The 25638-nt window shown below is 69.8% G+C and carries 27 protein-coding genes and 1 riboswitch; of the genes, 8 read left to right on the top strand and 19 right to left on the bottom strand.

Annotated elements, in window-relative coordinates; all coding sequences use genetic code 11:
* Positions 1 to 7: 7 nt before the first annotated feature.
* The 8 genes from ACTWPT_RS51195 to ACTWPT_RS51160 all read right to left on the bottom strand — a co-directional run bounded on the left by ACTWPT_RS51195 (position 8) and on the right by ACTWPT_RS51160 (position 4584).
* Positions 8 to 307: a DUF1416 domain-containing protein gene (locus ACTWPT_RS51195; protein WP_443184845.1), complete on the bottom strand. Its 300-nt coding sequence runs from the start codon at positions 305 to 307 to the stop codon at positions 8 to 10.
* Positions 307 to 1146 (bottom strand): sulfurtransferase, encoded by an 840-nt coding sequence (locus tag ACTWPT_RS51190; protein WP_443184844.1) that lies wholly within the window; start codon positions 1144 to 1146, stop codon positions 307 to 309. The genes ACTWPT_RS51195 and ACTWPT_RS51190 overlap by 1 nt, the downstream gene beginning before the upstream one ends.
* Positions 1143 to 1556, bottom strand: a complete 414-nt coding sequence (locus ACTWPT_RS51185) for a DUF4395 domain-containing protein (protein ID WP_443184843.1) — start codon at positions 1554 to 1556, stop codon at positions 1143 to 1145. Before ACTWPT_RS51185 ends, ACTWPT_RS51190 begins: the two co-directional genes overlap by 4 nt.
* A 224-nt stretch (positions 1557 to 1780) precedes the next feature.
* On the bottom strand, positions 1781 to 2200 hold the full coding sequence (locus tag ACTWPT_RS51180) for a thioredoxin family protein (RefSeq protein WP_443184842.1): 420 nt from the start codon (positions 2198 to 2200) through the stop codon (positions 1781 to 1783).
* Between the two features lie 27 nt (positions 2201 to 2227).
* Positions 2228 to 3055: a zf-HC2 domain-containing protein gene (locus ACTWPT_RS51175; protein ID WP_443184877.1), complete on the bottom strand. Its 828-nt coding sequence runs from the start codon at positions 3053 to 3055 to the stop codon at positions 2228 to 2230.
* The gene (locus tag ACTWPT_RS51170; RefSeq protein ID WP_443184841.1) at positions 3055 to 3612 is read right to left on the bottom strand and encodes a sigma-70 family RNA polymerase sigma factor; all 558 of its coding nucleotides are present in this window, start codon (positions 3610 to 3612) and stop codon (positions 3055 to 3057) included. The genes ACTWPT_RS51175 and ACTWPT_RS51170 overlap by 1 nt, the downstream gene beginning before the upstream one ends.
* On the bottom strand, positions 3605 to 4270 hold the full coding sequence (locus ACTWPT_RS51165) for an LmeA family phospholipid-binding protein (RefSeq protein WP_443184840.1): 666 nt from the start codon (positions 4268 to 4270) through the stop codon (positions 3605 to 3607). Before ACTWPT_RS51165 ends, ACTWPT_RS51170 begins: the two co-directional genes overlap by 8 nt.
* A 62-nt stretch (positions 4271 to 4332) precedes the next feature.
* Positions 4333 to 4584, bottom strand: coding sequence for a MoaD/ThiS family protein (locus tag ACTWPT_RS51160; RefSeq protein ID WP_443184839.1), 252 nt, complete (start codon positions 4582 to 4584; stop codon positions 4333 to 4335).
* 175 nt (positions 4585 to 4759) lie between these two features.
* Here ACTWPT_RS51160 and ACTWPT_RS51155 point away from each other — a divergent pair, with 175 nt between their 5' ends.
* The 3 genes from ACTWPT_RS51155 (at position 4760) to ACTWPT_RS51145 (ending at position 9462) form a co-directional block, all read left to right on the top strand.
* Complete coding sequence (locus tag ACTWPT_RS51155; RefSeq protein WP_443184838.1) at positions 4760 to 5458, top strand: response regulator transcription factor; 699 nt, start codon at positions 4760 to 4762, stop codon at positions 5456 to 5458.
* A 97-nt stretch (positions 5459 to 5555) separates the two neighbouring features.
* Positions 5556 to 8996, top strand: coding sequence for a tetratricopeptide repeat protein (locus ACTWPT_RS51150; protein WP_443184837.1), 3441 nt, complete (start codon positions 5556 to 5558; stop codon positions 8994 to 8996).
* Positions 8997 to 9099: 103 nt separating this feature from the next.
* Positions 9100 to 9462: a hypothetical protein gene (locus ACTWPT_RS51145; protein ID WP_443184836.1), complete on the top strand. Its 363-nt coding sequence runs from the start codon at positions 9100 to 9102 to the stop codon at positions 9460 to 9462.
* 21 nt (positions 9463 to 9483) lie between these two features.
* On the opposite strand, the gene ACTWPT_RS51140 is transcribed toward ACTWPT_RS51145, so the two are convergent.
* Positions 9484 to 10185, bottom strand: coding sequence for a 2'-5' RNA ligase family protein (locus ACTWPT_RS51140; protein WP_443184835.1), 702 nt, complete (start codon positions 10183 to 10185; stop codon positions 9484 to 9486).
* Between the two features lie 21 nt (positions 10186 to 10206).
* Positions 10207 to 10728, bottom strand: a complete 522-nt coding sequence (locus tag ACTWPT_RS51135; protein WP_443184834.1) for an SET domain-containing protein — start codon at positions 10726 to 10728, stop codon at positions 10207 to 10209.
* A 60-nt stretch (positions 10729 to 10788) separates the two neighbouring features.
* Here ACTWPT_RS51135 and ACTWPT_RS51130 point away from each other — a divergent pair, with 60 nt between their 5' ends.
* On the top strand, positions 10789 to 11397 hold the full coding sequence (locus ACTWPT_RS51130) for a dienelactone hydrolase family protein (protein ID WP_443184833.1): 609 nt from the start codon (positions 10789 to 10791) through the stop codon (positions 11395 to 11397).
* Here the strand turns inward: ACTWPT_RS51130 and ACTWPT_RS51125 are convergent.
* The 4 genes from ACTWPT_RS51125 to ACTWPT_RS51110 form a co-directional block, all read right to left on the bottom strand.
* The gene (locus ACTWPT_RS51125) at positions 11382 to 12242 is read right to left on the bottom strand and encodes a PHP domain-containing protein (RefSeq protein ID WP_443184832.1); all 861 of its coding nucleotides are present in this window, start codon (positions 12240 to 12242) and stop codon (positions 11382 to 11384) included. The two genes, ACTWPT_RS51130 and ACTWPT_RS51125, sit on opposite strands and share 16 nt — an antisense overlap.
* Positions 12243 to 12249: 7 nt before the next feature.
* Entirely contained in the window at positions 12250 to 12945 is a 696-nt protein-coding gene (locus ACTWPT_RS51120) for an anti-sigma factor family protein (protein WP_443184831.1), read from the bottom strand.
* 40 nt (positions 12946 to 12985) lie between these two features.
* Positions 12986 to 13510 carry a sigma-70 family RNA polymerase sigma factor gene (locus ACTWPT_RS51115; RefSeq protein ID WP_246148869.1) on the bottom strand — a complete coding sequence of 175 codons (525 nt, stop codon included), beginning with the start codon at positions 13508 to 13510 and terminating at the stop codon, positions 12986 to 12988.
* A 176-nt stretch (positions 13511 to 13686) separates the two neighbouring features.
* Positions 13687 to 14400: a hypothetical protein gene (locus ACTWPT_RS51110; RefSeq protein WP_443184830.1), complete on the bottom strand. Its 714-nt coding sequence runs from the start codon at positions 14398 to 14400 to the stop codon at positions 13687 to 13689.
* Between the two features lie 731 nt (positions 14401 to 15131).
* Here ACTWPT_RS51110 and ACTWPT_RS51105 point away from each other — a divergent pair.
* Positions 15132 to 15740, top strand: a complete 609-nt coding sequence (locus ACTWPT_RS51105; protein ID WP_443184829.1) for a hypothetical protein — start codon at positions 15132 to 15134, stop codon at positions 15738 to 15740.
* A 40-nt stretch (positions 15741 to 15780) separates the two neighbouring features.
* Here the strand turns inward: ACTWPT_RS51105 and ACTWPT_RS51100 are convergent, their stop codons facing one another.
* The gene (locus tag ACTWPT_RS51100) at positions 15781 to 16731 is read right to left on the bottom strand and encodes a DNA polymerase domain-containing protein (RefSeq protein WP_443184828.1); all 951 of its coding nucleotides are present in this window, start codon (positions 16729 to 16731) and stop codon (positions 15781 to 15783) included.
* Between the two features lie 23 nt (positions 16732 to 16754).
* Between ACTWPT_RS51100 and ACTWPT_RS51095 the strand changes: the two genes are divergently transcribed.
* Together ACTWPT_RS51095 and ACTWPT_RS51090 are read left to right on the top strand one after the other, a co-directional pair.
* On the top strand, positions 16755 to 17375 hold the full coding sequence (locus ACTWPT_RS51095) for a histidine phosphatase family protein (RefSeq protein ID WP_443184827.1): 621 nt from the start codon (positions 16755 to 16757) through the stop codon (positions 17373 to 17375).
* A 19-nt stretch (positions 17376 to 17394) separates the two neighbouring features.
* A riboswitch (TPP riboswitch) is annotated at positions 17395 to 17490 on the top strand.
* Complete coding sequence (locus ACTWPT_RS51090; protein ID WP_443184826.1) at positions 17478 to 18158, top strand: TenA family protein; 681 nt, start codon at positions 17478 to 17480, stop codon at positions 18156 to 18158. It overlaps the preceding riboswitch by 13 nt.
* A gap of 3 nt (positions 18159 to 18161) precedes the next feature.
* On the opposite strand, the gene ACTWPT_RS51085 is transcribed toward ACTWPT_RS51090, so the two are convergent.
* Positions 18162 to 18794, bottom strand: coding sequence for a maleylpyruvate isomerase family mycothiol-dependent enzyme (locus ACTWPT_RS51085; protein WP_443184825.1), 633 nt, complete (start codon positions 18792 to 18794; stop codon positions 18162 to 18164).
* A gap of 64 nt (positions 18795 to 18858) precedes the next feature.
* Between ACTWPT_RS51085 and ACTWPT_RS51080 the strand changes: the two genes are divergently transcribed.
* Positions 18859 to 19284: a MarR family winged helix-turn-helix transcriptional regulator gene (locus tag ACTWPT_RS51080; protein WP_443184824.1), complete on the top strand. Its 426-nt coding sequence runs from the start codon at positions 18859 to 18861 to the stop codon at positions 19282 to 19284.
* Here ACTWPT_RS51080 and ACTWPT_RS51075 read toward each other — a convergent pair.
* From ACTWPT_RS51075 to ACTWPT_RS51065, 3 genes are all read right to left on the bottom strand, one after another.
* On the bottom strand, positions 19268 to 21385 hold the full coding sequence (locus ACTWPT_RS51075) for a carbon starvation CstA family protein (RefSeq protein WP_443184823.1): 2118 nt from the start codon (positions 21383 to 21385) through the stop codon (positions 19268 to 19270). The genes ACTWPT_RS51080 and ACTWPT_RS51075 overlap by 17 nt on opposite strands.
* A 3-nt stretch (positions 21386 to 21388) precedes the next feature.
* On the bottom strand, positions 21389 to 21727 hold the full coding sequence (locus ACTWPT_RS51070; RefSeq protein WP_443184822.1) for a hypothetical protein: 339 nt from the start codon (positions 21725 to 21727) through the stop codon (positions 21389 to 21391).
* Positions 21728 to 21884: 157 nt separating this feature from the next.
* Positions 21885 to 25535, bottom strand: a complete 3651-nt coding sequence (locus tag ACTWPT_RS51065; protein ID WP_443184821.1) for a S8 family serine peptidase — start codon at positions 25533 to 25535, stop codon at positions 21885 to 21887.
* Positions 25536 to 25638 lie beyond the last annotated feature (103 nt).

The raw sequence follows: 25638 nt of genomic DNA, 5'->3' as shown, positions 1-25638 counted from the left end.
GTGGCGCTCAGACGGCGACGGCGAGCTGGGCGACCTCGCCCAGCTTGGCCTCCACCTGGATGTCCCTGGTGACGCCGCCGCCCGCGATGATGCGGACGGTCCAGTCGCCGGGAGCGGCGAAGAAGCGGAAGATGCCCTCCTCGGACACCACAACCTCGCCGGTGAACTCGCCCGATTGGTCGAGCAGCCGCGCGTAGGCGGTGCTCGCGCCGGTCACCACGCCCTGGATCACGGCCTGGTTGGACAGATCGATCCCGGCCGGCAGCGCAATGGTCTGCTCCGGCGCTCCGCAACCCTGTGCAGTCATTAGCGGGCCTCCCCCAGCTCGATCGGCACGCCCACGAGCGAGCCGTACTCGGTCCACGAACCGTCGTAGTTCTTCACGTTGTCCTGCTCGAGCAGCTCGTGCAGCACGAACCAGGTGTGCGCCGAGCGCTCCCCGATGCGGCAGTAGGCGATGGTGTCCTTGCCGAAGTCGACCCCGGCCTCCTGGTAGAGGGTGCGCAGGTCGTCGTCGGACTTGAACGTCCCGTCGTCGTTGGCCGCCTTGGACCACGGGATGTTGCGGGCGGTGGGCACGTGGCCCCCGCGCTGCGCCTGCTCCTGCGGCAGGTGAGCGGGAGCGAGCAACTTGCCGGTGAACTCGTCGGGCGAGCGCACGTCGACCAGGTTGAGCTTGCCGATGGCGGCGACCACGTCGTCGCGGAAGGCGCGGATCGCCGCGTCCTGCTCCCGGGCGACGTACTGCGTCTTGGGCCGCTGCGGCACGTCCCTGACCAACTCGCGCGAGTCGAGCTCCCACTTCTTGCGGCCGCCGTCGAGCAACTTCACGTTGTCGTGGCCGTAGAGCTTGAAGTACCAGTACGCATAAGCGGCGAACCAGTTGTTGTTACCGCCGTAGAGCACGACGGTGTCATCGTTGGAGATGCCGCGGTCGGACAGCAGGGCCTCGAAACCGGTCTTGTCCACGAAGTCGCGGCGGACCGGGTCCTGCAGGTCCTGCCGCCAGTCGACCTTCACGGCACCACGGATGTGGCCCTTGTCGTAGGCGCTGACGTCCTCGTCTACTTCGACGAGAACGACGCCGGGGGTGTCGAGGTTGGCCTCGACCCATTCAGCGTCCACCAGGGCGGCGGAGCGGCTCATTTGGGTACCTCCATGTTGGCGGCGGGCAGTAGTCGGCGAATGAGCAGGTACATCTCGCAGCCAAGGCAGAATCCGAAGGCTGCGTTGAGGAATGCGGCGAGGAGAGCCGCGGCCGTGGCCACGAGGGCCAGCGGCATGATCCCGGCGACATATCCGGCCAGGCCCGCGACCGCGAAGACCAGCCCCACCCCCTGCGCGAACCGCGGCGGGCGGGCGTCCTCGGTCTCCTTCGGAGCGCTCTTGACGAGCGCCTTGAAGAGCATCGTGTACGGCGAGCGCCCCGCGACTCCGAGCGCGAAGACCACCGCCTGAGCGGCGAGCAGCCAGGCGCTCTGGGTCACCAGGACGAAGACGAGGACCACGGTTGTGATGGCCGCACCGAAGCGCAGCGCTCTAGGATCGGCACGCATCGTGGGATGCTCCTGCAGGGGTCGATTTGGGGCGGATCGGATGTCCGCGCGAGATCGTCCTCAGGCAGCGCGACAGAGCGAGGTGGTCACGCGGCAGAAATCAACCGCGCGCCGCTTCGTGAGCAGCTCTGTCGTTGGGTTCATGCGGATGACACTACTCGGCGTCTCGTCATCTGTCACATCTCGTCCGATTGATGAGACAACTCGTGAGACAAACGTTGCCGTCACGAGGCGGGAACGGCCGCCGCGAGCGCCGCCAGCACGTCGGCCTTGCGTGGCTGCCCAGAGGCCCTTTTCACGATATTCCCGGCGGCGTCGAGCACCAGGACCGTCGGCGTGCGCATGACGTCCAGCCGGCGCACCAGATCCAGCCGGGACTCGGCGTCGATCTCCACGTGGCTCACCCCGGGCACGAGCTCGCTGACGTCGGCGAGGATCCGCCTGGTCGCCCGGCAGGGCTGGCAGAACGCGGTGGAGAACTGCACCAGTGTCGCCCGCTCCCCCAGCCCGGCCCCGAGGTCGGCCGCGGACAGCCGATCCTGCGCGGAGCCCGTGTCACGCACTCGTCCGTTGCGGCGCAGGAACACCACCCCGATCACCGTACCGAGCGCCAGCGTCACCAGCGCCACCCACAAACCCGTCACGCTTGGTGCAACCGCACAACGCCGCCGTTACTTCCCCGGCCGGGCCCTGACGAGCACCTTTCCCTTCTGGTCGACGACGTCGATCCGGGCGATGGCGCGCATGGACAGCGTGGTCGTGTTCTTGAATGCGTTGCTGACCTCGTAGGTCTCCTGCCTGATGACCCAGGCGTCCGTGACGTCGCGCTGCCCGTCCACGCCGATCACCACGAGGCGGCAAGTCGTGCCGACGGGCACACCGGAGATGCGCACGCCGAGCTCCGTGCCGCCGTCGGCCGGCCAGGCCATCACGGTGGTGGAGTACTCCTTGGCCTCGTTCTCGCCGGTGAACTGCCGTCCGGCGACCGCCTTCTGGGGCTTGGGAGTCTCGGGCGCTCTGCTCGCCGACGCCCGAGGGCTCGCATCCTCGGCGCGGGCCGACTGGTCACTATCCGAGGCCGCGAAAGGTTCGGTCTTCTCCGCGGGCGGCCGCATCGGCGACGGGGTGACCGCGGGAGCCGCTGCCGACGACGACTCCTGCCGCTGGATCTCGCTCTCCTGGATGACCGTCCAGACCGTGCCACCGAGCCCCAGCAGCGCGACGGAGGCCGCCGCCACCAGCAGCAGGCGGCCGCGCCTGCTGCGCTTGGCGCGGGCGTTGAGCAGCCGGTCAAGCACCTGGCGCGGGGGGCTGGCCACCAGCTGGACGTCGCGTTCCGACACCTTTCCCAGGAACGCGGCCACGCCGTCCAGCTCCAGCAGCTCGGCGCCGCACGCCTCGCAGGTCGCCAGGTGGGTGTCGATCTCCAGCGCCTCATCAGGCTCGAGCGCGCCCAGAGCGTGCGCGCCCAGGGCCAGGCGTACCTCCTCACACGTCATCACGGCGCCAGCCCCCGCTCCTCGAGCGCGAGCTTGAGCGCGCGCAGCGCGTAGTAGGTGCGTGACTTGACCGTTCCCGGCGGAATGCCCAGCGTCGCCGACGCCTCCTTCACCGATCGCCCCCGGTAGTAGACCTCCAACAGCACCTCGCGGTGCTCCGGCCGCAGCGCGGCCAGAGCCTCGGCCACCGCCCACGACTCGACCGCGCGTTCCAGCTCGTCCTCGGCCGGCAGGACCGCCAACGCCTCGTCGCCGGTCTCCTGCGGCCTGGCCTTCTTGGCGCGGTGCTGGTCGACGACGAGGTTACGGGCCACCGTGAACAGCCACGCGCGGATCGGCCGGTCGGAGAGCGCGTCGGGGTGCCGCCAGGCCCGCAACAGCGTCTCCTGCACGACATCCTCTGCCCGTCCCGCGTCACCGGTCAGTCGCAGTACGTATCCGTAGAGTGGCCCCGCGTGCTCGTCGAAGAGGGTCCTCACGAGTTCCTCGTCGGCGGTGCCCGCGGCAATCACACCCTCATCACGTACGCCCGGACGCCCCGGTTCAATCTCATCCACGAATCGGCACGTCAGACGCTTCGGCCGAGAACTCCAATCCCTCGGCCACGCTCTTGACCCCGGTCACCTTCACGTCGAAGGGCAGGTCCCCCTTGAACGGGATCGTGTAGGAAACGAACTGCGCGAGCTGGCTGGGCACACCCTGGATCTTCTCGGCTTGGAGCCTGATGCCCCCGTCGGCCACCTCGACCCGCATCTCCGCGTTGAACTGCACTTTCCTCACTCCCACCGTCACCTCGCCCGATGCCGTGAGCCGCTGGCCATTGCCGCCGATCTTGACGCCGCGGGGCGCGTACTTGTCGATCGTGGCCCTGGTGAGGGTCCCACTGATGGTCACGCGGCCCGCCCGGGCGGTGGCTCTGTTCTGGAGGACGTCGGCCAGCGGTGCTGTGACGTCGTAAGCCGCGCCCCGCAGGTTGTTGACCGGCACGCCGCCGTACGAAAACGTGCCGAGATTGAACCGTACCTCTGGATAGCGTCCGGCGACCGCCTGAGTGAGAAATGGAATGCCCTCAATGGTCACGGTCGGCGTGCCGGACAGATCGGCGGCGGCGGCGATCCGGTTCGCCAGGTCGCGTTCGACTCCGGCCGCGGCGACCCTGTCGACGGCGACAAGGAGAATGACCAGCACGATCAGGAAAACGATCAGCTTGCGCATGGGGCTCCCTGACTGGACGGGGGGCACGAGCCTATCGACTCATTCCCCGGGAAGACGTCCGATCACCCGCCGGCGAACGGGGGCAGCACCTCCACGGTCGCCCCGTCACCCAGAACGACCTCGTCATGGGGTCGTTTTCCGACCGGGGAACCATCCACGAGGAACGAGCAGCGCCGCATAACGCGTGCCAGGTCAGCACGATTTTGTGTGATTTTCGTCATTAGTTCACCAAGCGTGACCGCTTCGAACGCTTCCTCCGCCACGCCCGCCGCTTCCTTGGCCGCCGCCCAATACCGTACTTTTCCTGTGGCCATGCGATCCTCACCATCTTCCCTGGTCCATTGTGCGTCACCCTTAACGACGTTGTTTCAGGAGACGCGCTGTTCACCTGGTGGACGCGCAATGGACTCCACTAACTCGTGGGATATCCTCACCTACAGGACCTGGGCGACGTAGCCCCCGGGTCCTTGCGCGTTTGAGGAGGCCGTAATGAGCAACCTGCTCCTGCTGACCAACGCCCTCGAGCCATCTGCCGAGGTGCTCCCGGCGCTGGGGTTGCTGCTCCACTCGGTCCGGGTCGTTCCAGCGGAGGCATCCGCGCTGATCGACACACCCCCGGCCGACGCCGTCCTCGTGGACGCGCGTAAGGAGCTGGTCCAGGCCAAGAGCCTGTGCCGGCTGATCCGCACGACCGGCATCGACTGCCCGCTGCTGGTGATCGTGACCGAGGGTGGGCTGGCCGCGATGACCGCCGAGTGGGGCGCCGACGACGTGCTGCTCGACAGCGCGGGGCCGGCCGAGGTCGAGGCGCGGCTGCGGATGGCCACCGGCCGCATCTCGCAGGCCGCCGCGGAGGACGTGCCCGACGAGATCCGCAGCGGCGACCTGGCGATCGACGAGGCCACCTACACCGCCAGGCTGCGCGGCCGGGTGCTCGACCTGACGTTCAAGGAGTTCGAGCTGCTGAAATACCTCGCGCAGCACCCGGGCAGGGTCTTCACCCGCGCCCAGCTGCTGCAGGAGGTCTGGGGCTACGACTACTTCGGCGGCACCAGGACGGTCGACGTGCACGTGCGGCGCCTGCGCGCCAAGCTCGGCACCGAATACGAGTCCCTGATCGGAACCGTCCGCAACGTCGGCTACCGCTTCGTCCCCGACCGCGCCGACACCGCCACCGCTGATCTCTGATCTGGCAGGGTTCGAGCCGATGTGACACATTGGGTGTTCGGCTCGTTTTGCATCTGTCATGTCGAGGACACCGCCGTCCGCAGAGGATGGTGTCGGGGTGGGTTCGTTCAGGTCACTGGTGGACGAGGGCGCCCGCCCGCGTGTTTTCCGGCGTAACGAGACCATTTGCTCCCCATTGCGGCCGGCTAGCCGGGTTTATGTCATCGACTACGGCTACGCCCGCGAATACACCCCGGCCGGTGAGCGTGAGGCCATCCACGACCTGCGCGGCGACGGCGACCTCATCGGCGAGCTGGCCTTCTGGAGCCCGAGCGAGCGGGTCAGGGTGGACGCGCTGACCGAGCTGCGAGCCTGGCCCATCGACATGCGGCGGCTGCGCGAGCATGCCTCGGCCAGCCCGGCCGTGGCCACGGCCCTGGTGCAGGAGCTGTTCGCCAGGAACGTGGCCGCCCGCAGACACGAAGCGCTAGCCCGTGCTCCGGTCGCCGCCCGCCTGGCCGTGTGGCTGCTGCACCTCGACGAACGGTACGGGCTGGCTGCCGAGTCCGCGCCGCCGCTGTCCATGGAGACCCTGGCCGACCTGGTGGGCAGCTCTCCCGACGTGGTGCAGCGCCAGCTCCAGCAGTGGGTCCAGCGCGGCTGGCTGGTACGCCCCGGCTACCGGCGGCTGCGTATCGAGGACCCGCCCGCGCTGCGTGCCGCCGCGGGCGACTGGGAGCAGCTGTCGGCGCCCTGGACGGGCCGGGTGACGCCGTTCCTCACCCGCCCCGGCGCTCCGGCGGACCCGCTACCGGTCGGCGAGCTGCCCAAACCCCGTCAGTTGCCTGCCGACGTGCCGGACTTCACCGGGCGGCAGCAGAGCCTCGACCTGCTCACCGCCTGGCTGGACCGGCCCCGCAGGACGAACACCATGGTCGTGCAGGGCTTACCGGGCGTGGGCAAGACCGCGCTGGTGACGCACTGGGGCCACTTGCACGCCGACCGGTTCCCCGATGGCCAGATCGTGATCGACCTGCGGGGGCAGTCGCCGAGCCAGCCCCCGATGAACACCGTCGAGGCGCTCGGCCAGATCCTGCGCTCACTGGGCGTCGGCGAGCCCGCCTCCGACGAGGCCGAGCTGATGCTCCTCTACCGCAGCAGGATCGCCGGGCGCCGGTTGCTGCTCATCCTCGACAACGCCGCCGACCCCGGCCAGGTGCGGCCACTGCTGCCGGGCAGCAAGGACTGCGTGGTGCTGGTGACCAGCCGGACGCGGATGGCCCCGCTGCGGGCCACCGGCCACGCCGACCTCATGGACGTGCCGGTGCTCGATCCGGGCAACGCGGTCGCGCTGCTGGTGGCGGTGCTCGGGGAGGGCTCGCCGCGGGCCGCCGACCGGGACGCGCTGGCCGAGCTGGCCCGGGTGTGCTCGTACCATCCGTTCGCGTTGCGGATCTCGGCGGCCAAGCTGGCCGAGAACCCCGGGCTCAGCGTGCGGTCACGGGTTCAGGAGCTGCGCCGGCCCGACCGGCTGCTGGTGGGCGACCCCGAGGAGGCGTTCAGGTCGGCGCTGGACCTTGCGTACGAGTCACTGAGCCCGGGGCAGCGGCGGGCGTTCCGGCACGTGGGGCTGCTGCCCGGGCGGGACTTCACACCTCAGGTGCTGGCCGCGGCGCTGGGCGTACCGGTGAGCGAGGCCGTGGTCGCGGTGGAGGGGCTGCACCGGGCGTACCTGGTCGAGCCGCTGCCCGGGCCGCGTTACCGGGTGCACGACCTGGTCAAGCGCCTGGCCAGGGAGCTGGGCAGGCACGCCGAGGCCGGCGTGCGCGAGGCCAGGGCGCGGCTGCTCGACCACTACCTGGCGGTCGCGACCGACGCGGAGACGCCGCGCGAGTGGTTCGAGGCCGAGCGGCGCTCGCTGGTATCGGCGGTACGGCTGGCCGAGGAGAGCGGCGCGCACGGGATGGCCTGGCGGCTGGCGGAGGCGGTGTTCGATCAGTTCAGGCGGCTGCGCTTCTACGAGAACAATCTGGAGATCCAGCAAGCCGGACTGGCCTCGGCCATGCAGGTCGGCAACCGGCGGGCGATCGCGCTCATGCGCGGCAACCTCGGCTCCATCCATCGGGACATCGGGCCGTCGACGCTGGCGGCCAGGTTCATCGGCGAGGCGCTGGCCGACTACACCTCGCTCGACGACAGCGTGGGGCGCGCCCGCGCGCTCAACGACCTGGCCGAGGTGCACGGCATCGCGGGTAACAGCGAGGACGCGCTCAAATGCGCGGGCGAGGCGCTCGAGCTCTACCGGGAGATCGGCGACCTGGCCGGTGTCGCCGGCTGCCTGCACACACTCTCCCGCCTGCACCTGTCCCAGGAGCGGTACGAGCTGGCGCTGCACTACGCCGGCCAGGCCCTGGACGTACGAGAGGAACTCGGCGACCGCAGGGGCACCGCGCAGAGCCTGATCATCCTGGCCAGGGTGCAGCAGAACCTCGGCGAGCCCAACGCGGCGCTGTCGGAGGGCCTGGAGGCGTTGTCGATCTGCCATGAGCTGGGCGACGAGCACGCCGAGGCCGAGACCCTGCTCTGCCTGGCCGAGATCTACGACCTGCTGCGGCTGCCGCACGACGCACAGCGCGACGCCGAGCGGGCGCTGGCCGGCTACACCGCCACCGGCGACCAGCACGGCTGCGGCCGGGCCCTGTGCGCGCTCGGGCGCATCGCGCGCAACGGCTCCCGGTACGACGAGGCCCTCGCCTACTACGAGCAGGCCCTGGCCGTGCAGGTCGAGCTCCACCACGAGCAGGGCAAGGCCGAGACGCTCGGCGACATCGGCCTGGTGCACTGGCGGCTGTCGGACTACCTGCGTGCCGACGAGTACCTGAACCAGGCGCTGACGATCAGCCGGGTGATCCACGACGAGCCCGTCGAGGCCCGCATGCTCAACAGGCTCGCCAGGGTACGACGCCGGCAGGGGATGCTCCAGGTGGCGTTCGTGTACGCGCTGGAGGCCCTCGACATCGTGCAGGGCATGGGCAACCGGCGGGCCGAGGCGGACGTGCAGGAGTCGCTGGCGTACACGTACCTGTCGCTTGGACTGCACAAGCCCGCCCTGCGGGCGGCGAAGGCGTCGCTGGCGATCAGGGAGGAGCTGCGCGACAACCGGGCCAGCGCGTTGTTGTCGATCGCGCAGGCGCTGCACACGGCGGGTCGGCCGGCCGCGGCACTCGCGCCGGCGAGGGAGACGGTCGAGCTGCAGGACGAGACCGGCACCAGGGACCGGTGGGCGGCGGCGCTCACGACGCTGGCCATGGTGCTGCTGGACCTGGACCGCGGCGAGGAGGCACTGGTCTACGCGCGGCAGGCCAGGGACGTGCACCTGGAGTGCGGGACCAGGCGGGACCTCGGCTGCGCGCTGCGGGCGCTCGGGCTGATCTCGGCCAGGCTGAGCAACCGGGGAGCGGCCATCGCCCATCTGACCGAGTCCTTGCGCACGCTGGAAGAGGTGGGCGACATCGTCGAGGTGCAGCGGGTGGCGGAAGAGCTACGGGAATTGGTGTGAAACGCCGCTAAAAGTCGTGAATTTTCGGCTGTGAGGTCGCAGATCTTCTCCGGATCCTCCCGTTAGCTGGTGCTACCAGCTGATCCCCTCGGAGGTGATCCGAATGCTCAAGAATCAAGTACGACGAGATTTGAAGTGGCTCAAGCGACAAGCCCGTAAAGACAGACGGATCACCGTCGCGCTGCTCGCCGGCGTGATGGCCTTCTGGCTCAGGCAGCTGCCCTTCGACGAGGCGCCCGGCGACCTCCTGCGGGCGCTGTCGTTCGGACTGGTCGCCGTGTCGGGGCTCACCTGGCTGGCCGCCGCGGCCATGACGGCGAAGACCATCCGCACGCCCGAGGAGCCGGTCGCCGGGCTTCGCTGGGTGTCCAGGGTCCAGCGGAGCAAGGAGTGGGCGTTCTGGTCGGCCGGCGCCTACGTGGCCTGGCACGTGCTGCAGTTCGTCACGGCGTTGGTGCTCGGCTGACCTTCAGGCGGCGGCGGGGTGTCACCCAGGAATGGGGCCGGGTGACACCCCGTCGCTCTCTCCGCCCAGGCCTGCCCGCTCCAGGGACCTGACCCGGATCCCCTGGCCCGTGAGGACGAACTGCACGACCTCCGCCGAGGTCAGCTCGGCCACGCCGAACTCGGCGCCGACGTGGGCGTCGCACCACTCGACGATCTCGCGCGGGTTGCGCAGCGGGCCGGCGAAGTGGACCAGGCTCACGTACCAGCGGTCGCGGATCCGGCCGTGCTCCAGGTCCCGCACGCCGCGGCTCTCCATGGCGTGGGCGAAGCGCTTCCACAACGTGGCCAGGGTGTCGTCCTCCGGGTGACCGTACGCCAGCACGCCGCCCCGATGCGGGCTCACCCCTTTCAGGCGGACCTTCGCCGGCGGGAGACCGGTGGCGGCCTCGGTCAGGGCCCGCGCGTACGTCCGGCGCAGGGGGTCGTCCGCGGGGATGCGGTCGCGATACGGCTCCAGGGACCTGAGCGTGACGTGCAGGGTCCGGCCGCCGTGCACCCAATGGCCAGGGGCCTGGATGGTCGCGGCCAGGTCCGTGAGGCGGTCGACGATCTCGCCTTCGGGGCGGAGCACGACCGCGGCGCCCCAGCGCCTGGCGCCCTCGACCATGGGCAGGTCATGGGTGGCCCGGCCGGACAAGAGGGCGGCACGTCCCCTGGTACGAAACTCGGCAAAATCCGACATCCGAGCAGTATGCCAAGGTCGTCAGGCACGCTCCGCCCGGATGAGTGTGAGCAGTGCCGGGGTCCAGTGGTCGCCATAACGCCGCCGGAGGTCGGCGCGCCGCCAGTCGGCGCCGGTGATCAGGCCCCGGCAGAGCGCCGTGCCGCACCGGCACTCCATGGCGAAGTCGGGCGCGGCGGTGCTGGTGGCGTAGTCGTTCGTGACCTCCTCGCCCGGTCGGAGGTCACGGCGGGCGACCAGGGTGTACGGGGCCACCCACCACAGGTTCGGGTCGCAGCTGTGGTTGCTCTTGCCGATCGGCCGGCCCGGCGGCAGAACCAAGTGGAGGTCACCGTGCCCGGCGATGGTGTCGACATACGGGATGCCGGGGTCAGCGAACAGGTCCTGGAGCTCCGCCCAGGTGACCAGGCGTCCGCCGAGCCGTGACACGACGGTGCCGGCCGGGATGGCGGCCGTGGCGAACAGGCCGTCGCCGGCGACGGCCGAGGGCCGGACCTCGAGGTGCGGGTGCGACCAACAGTCCGGCTCCGGTTGCACTGCCATGAGGCCAGGGTAGAGCTGGGCTTACGGGGGTAGCGGCATGGCAGTGGGGAGGTGTGGCACGTGTCAGGCGATCTGGTCGTTCCTGATGCCGCTCAGGGGGTCGTGGTGTTCGTGCACGGCAGCGGGAGCAGCCGGCTCAGCCCGCGCAACCGGTACGTGGCCGGCGTGCTCAACCAGGCGGGGCTTGGCACGTTGCTGTTCGACCTGCTCACGCCGGAGGAGGAGGCCGATCGGGCGAACGTGTTCGACATCGGGCTGCTGGCCGAGCGGTTGCTGCAGCGGACGAGCTGGGTACTGGAGCAGCCGGAGGCGGCGGGGCTGCCGATCGGGTATTTCGGCGCGAGCACCGGAGCCGCCGCGGCGTTGTGGGCGGCGGCCGAGCCCACCAACACGATCGCGGCGATCGTCTCCCGTGGCGGGCGTCCGGACCTCGCCGGGCCGCGGCTGGCGGCCGTACGGGCGCCGACGTTGCTCATCGTGGGCGGCAGGGACCCGGTGGTGGTGGAGCTGAACGAGGAGGCGCAGCGGCGCCTGCGGACCGAGAGCCGGCTGACCATCGTGCCCGGCGCCACCCACCTGTTCGAGGAGCCGGGCGCGCTGGAGGCGGTGGCCGGGCACGCCCGCGACTGGTTCAGCACCCACTTCGCCGCGCCTCAGAAGCCGGAGTGAGGTGACGTGACGGGCGTGGCGCCCGTCGCCTCGGCCACCAGGAGTTCGTAGACCTCCGGCGCCGTCGTCTCGCAGCCCAGCCGGTGGCCGGTCAGCTCGCCGTGGTCGTCGCTCGACCCGGTCACCGCCAGCCCGAGCTCTCCCGCAAGGGCACGGACGTGGGCCCGGGCGACCTCGTCGTGGTCCAGGTGATCGGCCTCGACCCCGAACAGCCCGGCCACCGCCAGCTCGGCGATCCATTCGTCGGGCACGACCTTGCCACGCTTGGCCGCCTTCGGATGGGCAAGCACCGGGACCCCGCCCGCGGCGCGTACCAACCGGACCGCCTCCTCGGGGTCCAGCGCGTAACGGGAGACATAGGCGCGGCCGCCCGTCCCGATCCACTCCGGCGTGAACGCCAGCTCGGGCGCGGCGATCGCCCCGGCGGCCACCATGGCGCGGGCGATGTGCGGGCGCCCGACCGGCCCGCCCGCGGCCAGCTCGGACACCTGCTCCCAAGTGACCGGCACGCCCAGCTCGACCAGCCGCTCCACGGTCAGCCGCCCACGCAGCTCGCGGGCCTCCCTGATGCGTACGCACTCCGCCCGCAGCTCGGGCTCCAGCGGGTCGAACAGGTACGCGAGCAGGTGGATGCTCTGCCCGGCGCGCCGGCACGACAGCTCCATGCCCGGCACGAACGTCAGCCCCGCAGGCAGCGCCTCGATCGCCGCGCGATGCCCGGCCACGGTGTCATGATCGGTCAGCGCGAGCACGTCGAGGCCCCGCTCACGGGCCCGGCGCACCACGTCGCCCGGGGGCTGTGTGCCGTCGGAGGCGTTGCTGTGGCTGTGCAGGTCGATGCGCATGCAGGTATTACACCGTGATCGTCGCCAGCGTCCTGCCGTCGAAGGTCTCGATCGTGAAGTGGTTGAGGTCGTCCTGCGGAAGGCTGGTGCCGCCGTGCAACACCAGGGGGTCGGGGGAGCCGGGCACGCCGTACCCCTTGTCGGGGACACCCCAGCTGGACACGACCTCGGAGCGGCCGTCGTCGCCGACCGCGAGCAGGCGGCACTGCAGCGGGCCCTTGACGCCCTTGAGCTCCAGCGCGACATGGGTGCCCCAGCCCTTGTCCTCCAAGCCGACGACGGCGCTGGTGCCGGTGGCCGGATCGGTGGCGGAGTACGTGCTGCCGGTCATGAGCAGCTCGCGGGCCGGGCCATGGATGCTGTCGGGGTTGGGGGCGCCGGTGACCGAATTGACGGCCAGGAAGACGCCGGCCGCGATCAGGACACAGGCGGCGGCGGTCATGATCGTGCGATGGAAGCCGCGGCGCCGGCGTTCGGCGGCGGCGCGGCGTACCAGAAGCGACTCGACTTGGGGGTCCGGCGGATTCGGCAGGAGGTCGTCCGGGTGCACCCCCCTGATCAGCTGCCCCATCTCGGCGAACGCCCCCACCTCGCCGGCGCAGCTGGCGCAGCCTGCCAGATGGCGTTCGAAGGCCGCCCGCTCGTCCTCGTCGAGCAGGCCGAGCGCGTACGCGGCCACGTCTTCGTGATGCACCTCGGTCATGGCTGCACCACCCCCCTTTCCTTAGTGTGATGCGCCTCCGTCACGGCAACATCACCCCCCTTTCCTCCAATGCGACGCGCAAGGCACGCATGGCGTAGTACACGCGGGACTTCACCGTGCCGACGGGCACGCCGATCGTCTCCGCCGCCTCCTGGATCGTGCGGTCGAGCAGGAAGGTCTCCGTGAGGACCTGCCGGTGGGCCGGGGACAACGAGAGCATCGCGTCGGTCACGACGATCTCGCGTAATAAGCGCTCGTCCTCGGCGGCCACGGGCTGGACCCGTTCGGGGATCTCTTCGACGGTGTCCAGGGGGCGCGTGCCGGAGCGGCGGCGGTCGTCGATGACGACGCGGCGCGCGACGGTCGCCAGCCAGGGCATGAGCGAGCCCGAGTCGGTACGGAGATCGTGGAGGTTGCGCCAGGCGCGGACCAGGGTCTCCTGCACGACGTCCTCGGCCCAGCGCCGATCGCCGCCCGTCAGCCGGATGGCGAAGGCCATCAGGGAGGCGCCGTATTCGCGGTAGAGGGCTCGAACCATGGCTTCGTCGGTTACGCGGTGATTCACGCGCGCTCCTCGCGCTGCCCGATATCGTGAAATATCGACCATGCAACATCTGCACCGATATAGGAATTCATACTGTAGCCAGCAGCGGGGGCGGCGACCATGTACTTTGCCCCTCTGGTCGTACAGCTAGATTCAAACGATAAATCGGGCCACATCCCCTGGAGAGGGGATTATGATCATTCGGACCACGATCCGCGATCCGGCGCCTCCTCCGAGCTCGATGTCGAGGTGACGGCGGAGCCGGTGCCGAGCACGTCCTGCCAGCCGAGCTCCCGCGCCGCCCCGGAGATCAGGACGACCGCGACCACGACGATCGACACACCGAGCGCCAGCCCGGCGAGGAACACCGGCTTCCGCCAGAGCGGCGTGGACACGAGCGTCGCCTCGTAAGAAGGGGGCTCGGCCGGCCTGAGCCGGCTCTCGGCCTCACGCAGCAGGTCGTCCACGCTCCCGCGGGAGACGGCCGCGGAATGGCCGAGCAGGATGCTCACCAGCTCCACAGCCGTCGGGCGCGAACCCGGGTCGGCCTGCCGGCACTCGTCGACCACCGCGCGCAGCGCAGGGAGCAGCCGGTCGAGGTAGGGCTCCGCGCCCTCCCCCGCCCACCGCCCGGTCGCCGCGAACACGATCACATCGGCCCAGTCACGCACGTCGCGCGAGGGGAACTCACTGTCGCGCGGCCCCGCCGCGAAGTACGCCTGCCCGTGCGCCCCGATCATGACGTTCCCCGGGTGCAGCCGCAGCCCTGCGATCCCGGCCAGATGCAGCCGGGCCATGGTGGTGGCGCTGCCCAGCGCGATCCGGTAGAGCGCCTCACCCTTGACCGGCCCGGCCGCCCTCACGACGTCGCCGAGCGGCCGGCCGCTTCCCAGGTAATCGTGCGGTTGCAAAGCCCTGCCTGCGTTCCATCCGTCGACTTCGCGGCCGTGAAAGGACCGGCCGGGCGCCGCATCGCCCAGAGTGGCGACGGCACCACGATGAGGGGCGTCGATCCCGGCTGAAGTCCACTGAAATTCCATCGCCATCCCCAGTGCCGGTTGATTCGCACGAGGTGGGCGCGCCGATGTTCGCCCAGGTGAGCCTCTGCCCCGGCCATCGGCGAGCGCCGTTTACCGCCACGTTGTACGCCGTCCGCCGGACCCGGGTTCAAAGGAATGCACGAAAGGTCTGGCACGGCGGTGAACAGCTCATTGCCGTGGCCGTCGGGGTCGCGTACCCGAGATCGCACATCCGCACAAGCAGGAGGGATAGGGCGAGTTGAAGCTCTGCCATGAAATCACTGGATCCTGCTCGGGCAGGTCAAAAGTGGACAACTAGGCGCCGCCTGTGCTCACCGGTGATTCACATCTACAGGAAGCGTCCGCACGATGAGTTCTGCGGCCTCGGGAAGTTCGGAAACCCATGGAGGCCGACCGGCGTCACAGTCTGGCCCTTCCGTGCGCCGGCACCCTCGGACAGGACCCGAGGGTGGCCCAGCCGGGGACGGCATTCCGGGGAAGATGCCGTCCCCGCGCTGCTGGCTTCTCCAGTCGCGCGACCCCCTGGGATCCTCTCGGCTTGACCTTCACGCGACGTCAACGTGTCCAATCGGAGGTGACCGGCGCCGAGGGAAAGGACTGCGATGCTCAAAGCCGCGCTACGGATCTTGGGGTTCGAGCTCAAGGGCCTGGCCAGCATAGGATTGTGGATCTTTCGCCGCCGGCACGGCGTGCCCGGGGGCGCGTCCGTAGCGACGTACGCGAAGGAGCAGACGTTCACGCTGTCGCTGATGTTGTTCGCCATGGCGGTCGAGACCGTGGTCGTCGACGTGCTGCTCGTCGCGACCGGTGTGCCCGCGTGGATTCGGTTCACGGTGCTGATCGGCGATGTGTACGGGCTGCTGTTCGGAGTCATGCTGGCCGCGGCCAGCGTCACCCGGCCGCATGTGATCACCGCTGACGAGCTGCGCATCAGGTACGGCGCCTACCTCGACCTGCGCGTACCCCGGGAGCGCATCGCCGCCGTGCGCACGAGCCGCAACGACAACGAGGGCAGCATGGTTTCGGTCAAGAACGGGCACGTGAGGGTGGCGGTCGCGTCCCGGACCAACGTGACGATCGAGCTGACCGAGCCGGTCGCGTTCCTCCGCCCGCTCGGCCGCCGCGCGGAGGCCACCACGATCAGCTTCTTCGCCGACAAACCGGAGGCGGTGGTGGCCGGTCTGCGATCCGATCGCGTCGTACGTTCCTAACGCCAGGTCCACGTCCAGCGCTGTCGCACCGCGCCACCTCCTACTCGGCGTCGCGGCGGGCACGTGCGCGGCGCTTGCCCTCGTGCATCGCCTGCACGCGGGCGATCGGGATCGTGTGCCCCTCCTCGATCAGGTCGGCCGGGAGCCGCTGCGGTGCGGGCATCGCCTCGGCCCACGGGTCGGCGTCCTTGAGCAGCCCGGCCGCGGTGTGCACGGTGAAGTCGCGCGCCGACACCCGGTCGAGATCCGACCAGGGCACAGGGAAGGACACGGGCGCGCCGGGCCGCACGCGCGGGCTGTACGCGGCCACGACCGTGGCGCCGCCCGCCCTCGTGGAGTCGATGAACACCTTGCCCGCGCGATCCTCGCGGATGAACGCCGTGGTGGCCAGCGCCGGATCCACCCGCTCGGCGCGGGCGCCCAGCGCGCGGGTGGCCGCGGCCAGGTCATCCACAGCGGTCCCCGCCACCACGGGGACGAACACATGCACGCCCTTGGCCCCGCTGGTCTTCACCGCGCCCGCCAGCCCACAGTCCTCCAGCGCCTGGCGGACCAGGAACGCGGCCCGCACGGCCAGTTGGAAGGACTCGCTGCCTTCTGGCGGGTCGAGGTCGAGCACCATGTGCGTCGGCTGGTCGCCGGCGAACAGCGACGGGTGGTACTCGACCGCCCGCTGGTTGGCGAACCACAGCAGCGTACGCCGGTCGTCGCACACGGCGTAGGTCACCTGCCGGCGGGACGCCTCGGCCCAAACGGAGAACCGCTTCACCCATTCGGGGGCGTATTTCGGCAGGTTCTTCTGCATGAAGGGATCCTGCCCCGGGCGTACCCGGATGACCGAGAGCGCGCGGTCACGCAGGACCGGGATGATCCGGTCGGCGACCGCGTCGAGGTAGTCGACCAGGTCGCGCTTGGTGGCGTCCGCCCCGTCGAACAGCGGTTGGTCGAGGTTGCTCAGGGCCACCCCGTCGCGCGTCTCATCGCTGCTCACCCGCCTCACCATATAGGGGAAGAATGGGCGAGACCATGACCCGTTACCTGTATCTCGCCCGCCACGGCGAAGCCACGCCGGACGGCCACGCCCTGACCGGCGATGGCCGCCGCCAGGCCGCGCTGCTAGGCGCACGCCTGCGGGAAGTGCCCTTCGCCGCCATCCACCACGGCCCGCTCCCCCGGACGACACAGACCGCCCGGCTGATCGGCGAGCACCTTCCCGGCGTCCCCGTGCACGCCTCCGAGGCCGCCGGCGACTACATCCCGTACCTGCCGCGCAAGGAGGAACTCGCCCCCGAGTACGCCGACCGTCTCCTCGGGTTCGTCGCCCAGTTCCCCGCGGACGAACGCGACCGCGGCCCGGCCCTCGCCGCCGAGGCCGAGCGTGCGTTCACGGGTCCCGTGGCGGACGGAACCCGGCACGAGCTGGTGGTCACGCACAACTTCCTCATCGGCTGGCTCGTCCGCGCCGCGCTGGACGCCCCGGAATGGCGCTGGCTCGGCCTCAACCACTGCAACGCCGCCCTGACCGTCATCCGGTACGCACCCGACCGCCCGTCCTCCGTGCTCTTCTTCAACGACATGGGGCACCTGCCCGCCGAGCTCCGCTGGACCGGCTTCCCGCCCGAGCTGCGCGAGTGAGCCCTTTGTTACAGTGGGCCGCGTTGACGCGGGGTGCCCGGACGTCCGGGCTGAGATCACACCCGTCGAACCTGCTCTAGCTCGCACTAGCGAAGGGACGTCATGTTCTGCGATGACATGTGGCTGCGCACGGCCGAGCTGATGAAAGCCATCCACGACCACCCCTTCAACGTCGCGCTCGGCGACGGCACGCTCGAGCGCGACCGGTTCGCGTTCTACATCGTGCAGGACGGCCGCTACCTGGAGGCGTTCTCCAAGGCGCTGGCCACGGCGTCGGCGCGGGCCACCGACCCGGCGGACGCGGCGTTCTTCGCCCAGAGCGCGCACACCGCGCTGGCGGCCGAGCGCCTGCTGCACGCCGGCTACGTCAAGGAACTAATGCTCGACGCCGAAGTGGCCGCCATCGCCACGTCGCCGACCTGCCTGGCGTACGCGTCGTTCCTGCAGGCCACGGCACTCGCCGCGCCGTATCCCGTGCTGGCCGCGGCGGTGCTGCCGTGCTTCTGGATCTACCAGGACGTCGGCACGGCGCTGCTGGGGCGCACTGGTGACGTGCCGGACCACCCGTACCGGAAGTGGATCGATACCTATTCGGACCCAGGGTTCGCGGCGTCCGTCCAGCAGGCAAAGACCATCGCCGACCGGCTGGCCGCCACCACGGATCCGGCGACCAGACAGGCCATGACCGAGGCGTACTGCACGGCGGCGGCGTACGAGTGGATGTTCTGGGACAGCGCCTGGCGGCGCGAGACCTGGCCCACTGCGGAGTGGCTCGCCCCCTGACCGCTATGGCAGGCGCGTGGTCAGCGCCGCCGTGCCGGCCCCGGTGAGGCTCGGCAGCGCGGCCGGGCGCCCGCTCAGCAGCAGGAGCAGCGCCTGGATGGAACCCTCCACCACCTCGCCCGCCCCGACCGTCCAGTCCACGTCGGTGGCCACGAGCCGGAGCCCGCGCAGCCGCCGCTGCGGATGGAAGGGGAAGCCGCGCTCCCAGATGTGGGTGGCGCAGGCGCGGGCCGGAACGTGCGGCATGGCGCGCTCGATGCCGAGCGGCACCGTGATGTCCTGGCCGTGGACGAGCGCGTCGAACAGCGGGTCGAGCGGCTTGGTCGAGGGTGCCCGGCGGCGTGAGCCGGCCGACTCGCGCACCTGCGCGACGATCTCACCGATCGGCAGCCTCGCGTGCCGTACGGCCGAGTCATGGACCATGCGGTTGAAGTTGCCGCGTGCCTTGACGAACTCGACCAGCCCCCACGCGAGGTTCACCCGGGTGGCGATCGCCAGGTGGGCGGCCACGTCGCGGACCCGCCACCCGGCACACAGCGACGGCCGCTCCCAGTCCTGCTCCGGCAGCGAGTCGAGCAGGTCGGCCAGGCCGCGCCGCTCGATCTCGAGGGCAGCCCAGATCTCTTCCTGGTGCATCGCACACTCCCAATTGCTAAGGTAGCCTTAATATAAGGCATCCTTAGCAATTGGGAGAAGACCCGTGGCCGCCACTCATCCGCCGCACGTAGTGGCCCTGCTGTACGAGGCGTACCTGCGTCTGCAGAACGTCGTGCAGGAGGCAGGCAGGGCGTACGACGCGAACGTCCGGCCCGCGCACTCGGCGGTGTTCTTCCACATGGAGCACAAAGGCATCCGGTTGAGCAGGCTCGCCGAAAAGGCCCAGATGACCCCCCAGGCCATGGGGGCGTTGGTGGACGACCTGGAGCGGCTGGGCTACCTGCGCCGGGTGCCCGACCCGGCCGACCGCCGTGCCAAGCTGATCGTCTTCACCGAGCGGGGCGATGACGCGCTGAAGATCGGCTATGCCGCCATCGACGAGGTGGAGCGCCGGGTGGCGGCGTTGCTCGGCGAGGACGGTCTCGCCGAGCTGAACGCCACGCTGAGCCGCATCATCCAGGAGTTTTAGCCATCATCTCGCGTTCCTCGCGGGTGGGGATGAGCCCGGACGGTGCCACGAGCGTCGACTCCTCGAACGGCGCCTCAGTCGTCGGCAGCGGCTCCCGTGTCCTGATCGCCTTCACCCAGACGCGGGCCGCGTCCAGGATGACGATGATGATCATGATGGCGAACAACGCTGCCAAGATGCCGTCCACGGTGGAGTTGATCACGATTTGCTGCATCGCGTCCATGGACTTGGCGGGCGCGAGCAGCTGGCCTTGGTCGAGCGCCGCCTGGTAGCGGTCACGCTGGGCGAAGAAGCCGAGCCCCGGGTCGGGCGAGAACACCTTCTGGTAGCTGGCCGTCAGCGTCACGGCCACGTCCCAGGCCAGCGGCACCGCCGTCACCCAGGCCCATTTCAGCCGCCCACTCTTGATCAGCAGGGTCGTGCCCACGGTGAGCGCGACCGCGGCCAGCAACTGGTTGGCGATGCCGAAGAGCGGGAACAGCTGGTTGATGCCGCCGAGTGGGTCGTTGACGCCCTGGTAGAGGAAGTATCCCCAGGCCGCCACGACCACCGCGCTGGAGGCCACCAGCCCCGGCCACCAGCTCACCCGCGCCATCGGCTTCCACAGGTTGCCGATCGTGTCCTGGAGCATGAACCGCCCCACCCGGGTGCCCGCGTCCACGGTGGTGAGGATGAACAAGGCTTCGAACATGATCGCGAAGTGGTACCAGAACGCCTGGAGCCCCGCTCCCCCGAGGAACCCGGAGAAGATCTGCGAGATGCCCACGGCCAGCGTGGGCGCGCCCCCCGTCCGGGCGATCAGCGTCTCCTCCTGTACGGCCGCCGCCGCAGCCTGCAGTTCCTCGGGTGTGATCACGAAGCCCATGTTCGTGACCGCCTGGGAAGCGGTCTGCACGGTCGCCCCGACGACTCCGGCCGGGGAGTTCATCGCGAAGTAGAGCCCCGGCGTCAGCACGCAGGCCGCGGTGATCGCCATGATGGCGACGAACGACTCCATGAGCATGGAGCCGTACCCGATCATCCGGACCTGCGTCTCCTTCTGGATCATCTTGGGCGTCGTGCCGGAGGAGATCAGCGAGTGGAACCCCGACAACGCCCCGCAGGCGATGATGATGAACACGAACGGGAACAACGAGCCCGCGAAGACCGGCCCCTTGCCGCTGAAGGCGAAGTCGGTGAACGCGGTGGTCTGCAGCGGCGGCATCGTGATGGCGATGCCGATCGCGATCAGCGCGATCGTGCCGATCTTCATGAACGTGGACAGGTAGTCACGCGGCGCGAGCAGCATCCACACGGGCAGCACGGCGGCGACGAAGCCGTACGCGATCAGCCACAAGGCCAGCGCTGACGGGCTCAGCGTGAAGAACGGCGCCCAGCTGGACTCCTGCACCCAGCCGCCGGCCACGATCGACAGAATCAGCAGCGCGACCCCGATCACGGTGGTCTCGACGACCCTGCCGGGCCGGATCACCCGCAGGTAGAAGCCCATGAACAGGGCGATGGGGATGGTCATCGCGATGGAGAAGACGCCCCACGGCGACTGCGCGAGCGCGTTGACCACGACCAGCGCCAGCACGGCCAGCAGGATGATCATGATGGCGAAGACCGCGATGAGCGCCGCCGCCCCGCCGACGGGACCGATCTCCTCGCGGGCCATCTGGCCGAGGCTGCGGCCGTTGCGCCGCATGGAGAAGAACAGGATCACCATGTCCTGCACGGCCCCGGCGAAGATCACGCCCGCGATGATCCAGATGGTCCCGGGCAGATAACCCATCTGAGCGGCCAGCACGGGACCGACCAGCGGCCCGGCCCCGGCGATGGCGGCGAAGTGGTGCCCGAACAGGATCCGCCGGTCCGTCGGCTGGTAGTCGATGCCGTTGTCGAGCCGCTCGGCCGGAGTGGCCCTCCGGTCGTCGGCCCGCAGCACCTTGCGGACGATGAAGCGGGCATAGAACCGGTAGGCGATGGCGTACGAGCCGAGCGCGGCGCAGAGCAACCACACCGCGTTCACATCCTCGCCTCTGGACAGAGCGAGCACCGCCCACCCGGTGGCGCCCACGACGGCGACCACCGTCCAGATGATGATCGAGCGCAACTTCACCGGTTACCTCCTGTGCTGAGAGCCATATAGAGGGCGCCCGAGACAGCAGCGCAGTCCGGCGTCCGGCGGCAGATCGGTGGTGAAGCGCCGCCAGCGCCACAGCGGACGGCAGTCGATCGTGACCGGAAGCTCGGCCAGGTGCACCCAGGCGGTCGGATGCGCGTACACCAGATCGGTTTCGAGGCTGCGTGCCCGCTTGGGGAGCCGGGAGCGGCGCAGCGGCCTGACGGAGAATTCCCCGGCGTCCGCGCAGCAGAGGCCGGTCACGTGCCAGTCGAAGAACACCACTTCGTCGTCGTGCAGCGCTTCACGAGCGGCGGGCGTGAGCGTGATACGGGACATCTGTGGCTCCTGAGTATCAGGCAGCTCAGAATTTTAACGTCGGCCTTACCCGCTGTAGTCGCATTTGAAACTGGCATTGGCTGGCTTTGACAGCACGAAGGCGCCCCTGGCCCGGGAAGAGCGGGCCAGGGGCGCGGGTTTATGTCAGAGCTTCATGTCAGGGCGTCTTCCAGGGTTCGAAGTACGCCACCGTGCCGAAGTCCATGTCCAGCATGTCCGGCGGGGTCCCGCCTGTCGCGGTCGACCCGGTCACGAAGATCCGCACCCCGGCCTCGGCGTCCGCGTCCACGGCAAGGGCGGACGGGCTGTCCGCCGCCCCCATCGGGCCGTCGTAGTCGCCCGTCCAGACCGGCGCGCCGGTCGCCGCGTCGTAGGCCATGGTCACGTAGTCGGTGCCCACGGCCATCTCGTTGCCGACGTGGCCGGCGATGACGACCTTGCTGCCGTCCGGGGTCACGGCCACGTCCCAGGCGGTGTCCTCGTTGCCGGCCTTGCCGTTGTGGCGCTGCGTCCAGGATCTCTGGCCGGTCGCGGCGTCGTAGGCGATGGTGGTGAAGTCCGATCCTGTGCCCACGCCCTCGGTGTTGCCGGTGACGTACACCTTGCCGGACGCCACGGTGATGTCCTGCGCGTTGTCACTGCCGTGTGCTGGGCCGTCGTAGCGGTCGGCCCACATCTCCTTTCCTGTGGCGATGTCGTAGGCGATGGTCGTCATGTCGGTCTGCGTGCCGGGGTCCACGCTGCTCCCCGTGAGGAAGATGCTCGTGCCGGACACGGCCATGGCGGAGGGGACGTCGCTTCCATGCGCGGGGCCGTCGTGCTGGGCCGTCCACAGCTGCCGACCCGTGCTCGCGTCGTATGCGACGGTGCCCCAGTCGGACAGACCGGTGCCTTCCTCGCCGCTGCTCTGGCCGCTGACGAAGACCTTGGACCCGTCCGGGGTCACCGCGATCACCCCCGCGGTGTCGACGTGCGGCCCCGCAGCGTCGTAGTGCGCCAGCCACTGGCGCTCGCCGGTGTTCACGTCGTATGCGACCGTGAAGTAGTCCGAATCGGCGGACTCGCCCAGAGTGGTCATGCCGGCTACGTAAATGCTCTTGCCGTCCGGGCTGACCACGGCCGCGTTGCCGCTGTCGCCGGCGGAGGAGGCGTCGGCGGTGCCGGTGTGCCGGGCGGTCCAGAGCTCCTGGCCCGTCGCGGCGTCGTAGGCGATCGTGACGGCGTCGCTGCCGGTCTCCGTGCCGGTGCTGTCACCGACGACGAAGAGCTTGCCGCCGTCGGGGCTCACCTCTATCGCGTGTGCCTCCTCCCAGATCCCCGCCGCCGTGTACGCCTTGCTCCACAATTCGGCACCCGTGCCCGCGTCGTAGGCGACGGTGGCGATCTGTGGTTTGAGCAGACCAGGTGTGGATCCGTAGCTCATCCCGGTCACGTAGACGCGCTTGCCCTTCGGATCGAGGGCGATGAGCTCGGCGGAGTCCCTACCGCCGGCGGCGCCGAACGTGGCGGCCCATTTCTCCGCGGCCGGGCGCACCAGGAGCGGGGCGCGTACGGTGTGACGGTTGTCCTTCCAGGTGAGCTGCCCGCTCTGGTAGGCGTTCATGGGAGCGGTGTCCCGGGCGAACTCCACCGTGAACGACTTGGTCTCGCCTGCGCGCAACTTGAGCTTGTCCGGGGTGACCTTGACCGTGATGCCGCTCAGCCCGGTCACCGATGCGGTGTACGTGCTGGTCGAGCGGCCGACGTTGGTGACCTCGCGAGTCACCTTCTGCGTTCCGGCCATCCGGCCGATGGCGATCGACGGGGCATTCAGGTCACTCGGGTCGAGCGAGTGCCCCTGCTTCGCCAACGCGTCACAGACCTCCTTCTCGACGCCCTTGGTGGTACCGCAGAGGAAGGAGATCCAGTCCTTGATGTCGCTGTCGTAGACCAGGCCGGGGTCGGCGGCGTTGTTCGGGGTGACGTGGCCGGCGCCCTGCGCGAACGGGTGGGCGCCGTCGAGCACGTCGCGCCCTGTCGTCATGAGCGCCGACTTGATCGCCATGGGCGACCAGCCGGGGTGCAGGTCCTTCAGCAACGCGGCCAGCCCGGCGACGTGCGGGGAGGCCATGGACGTCCCGCTGGACAGGTCGAACTCCTGCCCGGCGTGGCCCGGCGGCGCCACCGCCGCCAGGATGTCCTGGCCGGGGGCGGTCACGTCGGGCTTCAGCACGTCGCCACCGCCCGCGCTCAGCGGCCCGCGGGAGGAGAACTCGGCAACGTACGGCGCCGGGGCGTCGTCGTTGATCGTGGCCTGCTCGATCGTCGCGGTCGCGCCGTCGGCGGCCGCATGGTCCTTGACGGCCTGGCGGTCCTTGACGGCCAGGTGCACAGTGGGGACGGCGTGCAGGTCGGCGTTGATCGAGTTCTCGTCGACGTTCGTCAGGATCATGCCGATGCCGCCTGCCTCGGCGACAGCGATGCTCTTGTTGACCCTGGGCGTCATGCCCCGGTCACAGACGACGATCTTGCCCTTGACCTTCGCCGGGTCGAGGACCGCCTTGCCGCCGTTGTCCCTGGCGGCGTAGCACTGTGCCACCCGCGTCGGGTCGGCACCCGCCACCCCGGCGGCAGTGGCGTCGATGAGCGGCGTGGGACCGGCCTTGGTGGCCGCCAGCGACGCCCCGCTGTACGCGGCGCCGCTGCCGAGCGTCACCGCGCCCTGCGTGGCCCTGTTGTGCGTGCCGGCCGCCACCGTGGTGACCCACGGGGACGGGTGTGCCACGGTGGAGGCGGTCGGGCCGCTGTTGCCGCCGGCCGCCGCGACGAAGACGCCGGCCTCGGCCGCGGCCAGAAACGCCATCTCCACCGGGTCTAGGAAGTCGGTGCTCGTGCCCGAGACGGAGTAGTTGATGACGTCGACGCCGTCCGCCACCGCCTGGTCGATGGCGGCGACCAGGTCCGAGTTGTAGCCGTACGCGGTGCTCGCGTCCTGCTCCGACCAGAGCGCCTTGTAGGCGGCGATCCTGGCGCGCGGCGCGATGCCACTGATCGATCCGAAGCCCGCGGCCGCCCCGGTCACGGGCACGTCGTGGTTGCCGCCGGCCGTCGAGGCCACGTGCGTGCCGTGCCCGTTGTAGTCGCGCGGCGAGAGGAACTCCCACGGCAGCAACTTCTTGATCCACTCGTCGCCGCCCCATGCGGCGCTGTAGTGCCGAGCCGAGATCAGCTTTCCTGAGCACTTCTCGGCGCTCCACGAGTCGTCGGCACCCGTCTCGCACGTGCCCTGGAAGCCGCGAACCGGGCCGAACTTCTTGCCGCTGCCGTCAGGGTCGGCGAAGCTCTTGCCGTCCGGCCAGATGCCACTGTCGATCACGCCGATGACCAGGCCCTCGCCGGCGTCCTTGGTCCCGCCGAGTTTCCGCCACAAGCCGTCGCGGGCGTCGAGGCCCAGGAAGGACGGAGTCGAGGACGTCTGGATCGACACCTTCTTGTCCTCGGTCACGGCCACGACCTCGGGCATCGCCCGCAACTGCGCGGCCTGGGACTGGGTCAGCTTGGCCGCGAAGCCTTCGTAGGAGTAGACGTACTCGTAGAGTTTCTTGCCGCCGCCCGCCTTCTTCAACGCCTCGTCGTGCCGGCGCTTGACGTGGTCGACGTACTTGCTCACCTCGGCGGAGCGGGAATCGATCTTCTCGCCCTGCTTCGGTTTGGTCCTCGGCAGCCCGGCTACGTCTCCCTCGTAGGTCACAACGGGGTCCAGGGACATTTGAACTATGTAAGTTTTCTGTTCCTCCGAGCCGGTTTCCGCAGCGGCCGGGACGCTCATCCCGGTCGCCATCAATCCGGTCAGTGCTAACGCCGCCGACCATCGTCTACCAGGAGATTCAGACAAGACCATCTCGCCCCTTCGCACGCTCCGCGGATCACGC

This window comes from Nonomuraea sp. 3N208 (assembly GCF_052245935.1).
Lineage (GTDB): Bacteria > Actinomycetota > Actinomycetes > Streptosporangiales > Streptosporangiaceae > Nonomuraea.
Note: the sequence above shows the minus strand (reverse complement) of the source record. Positions and strands in the feature narration are given on the sequence as shown.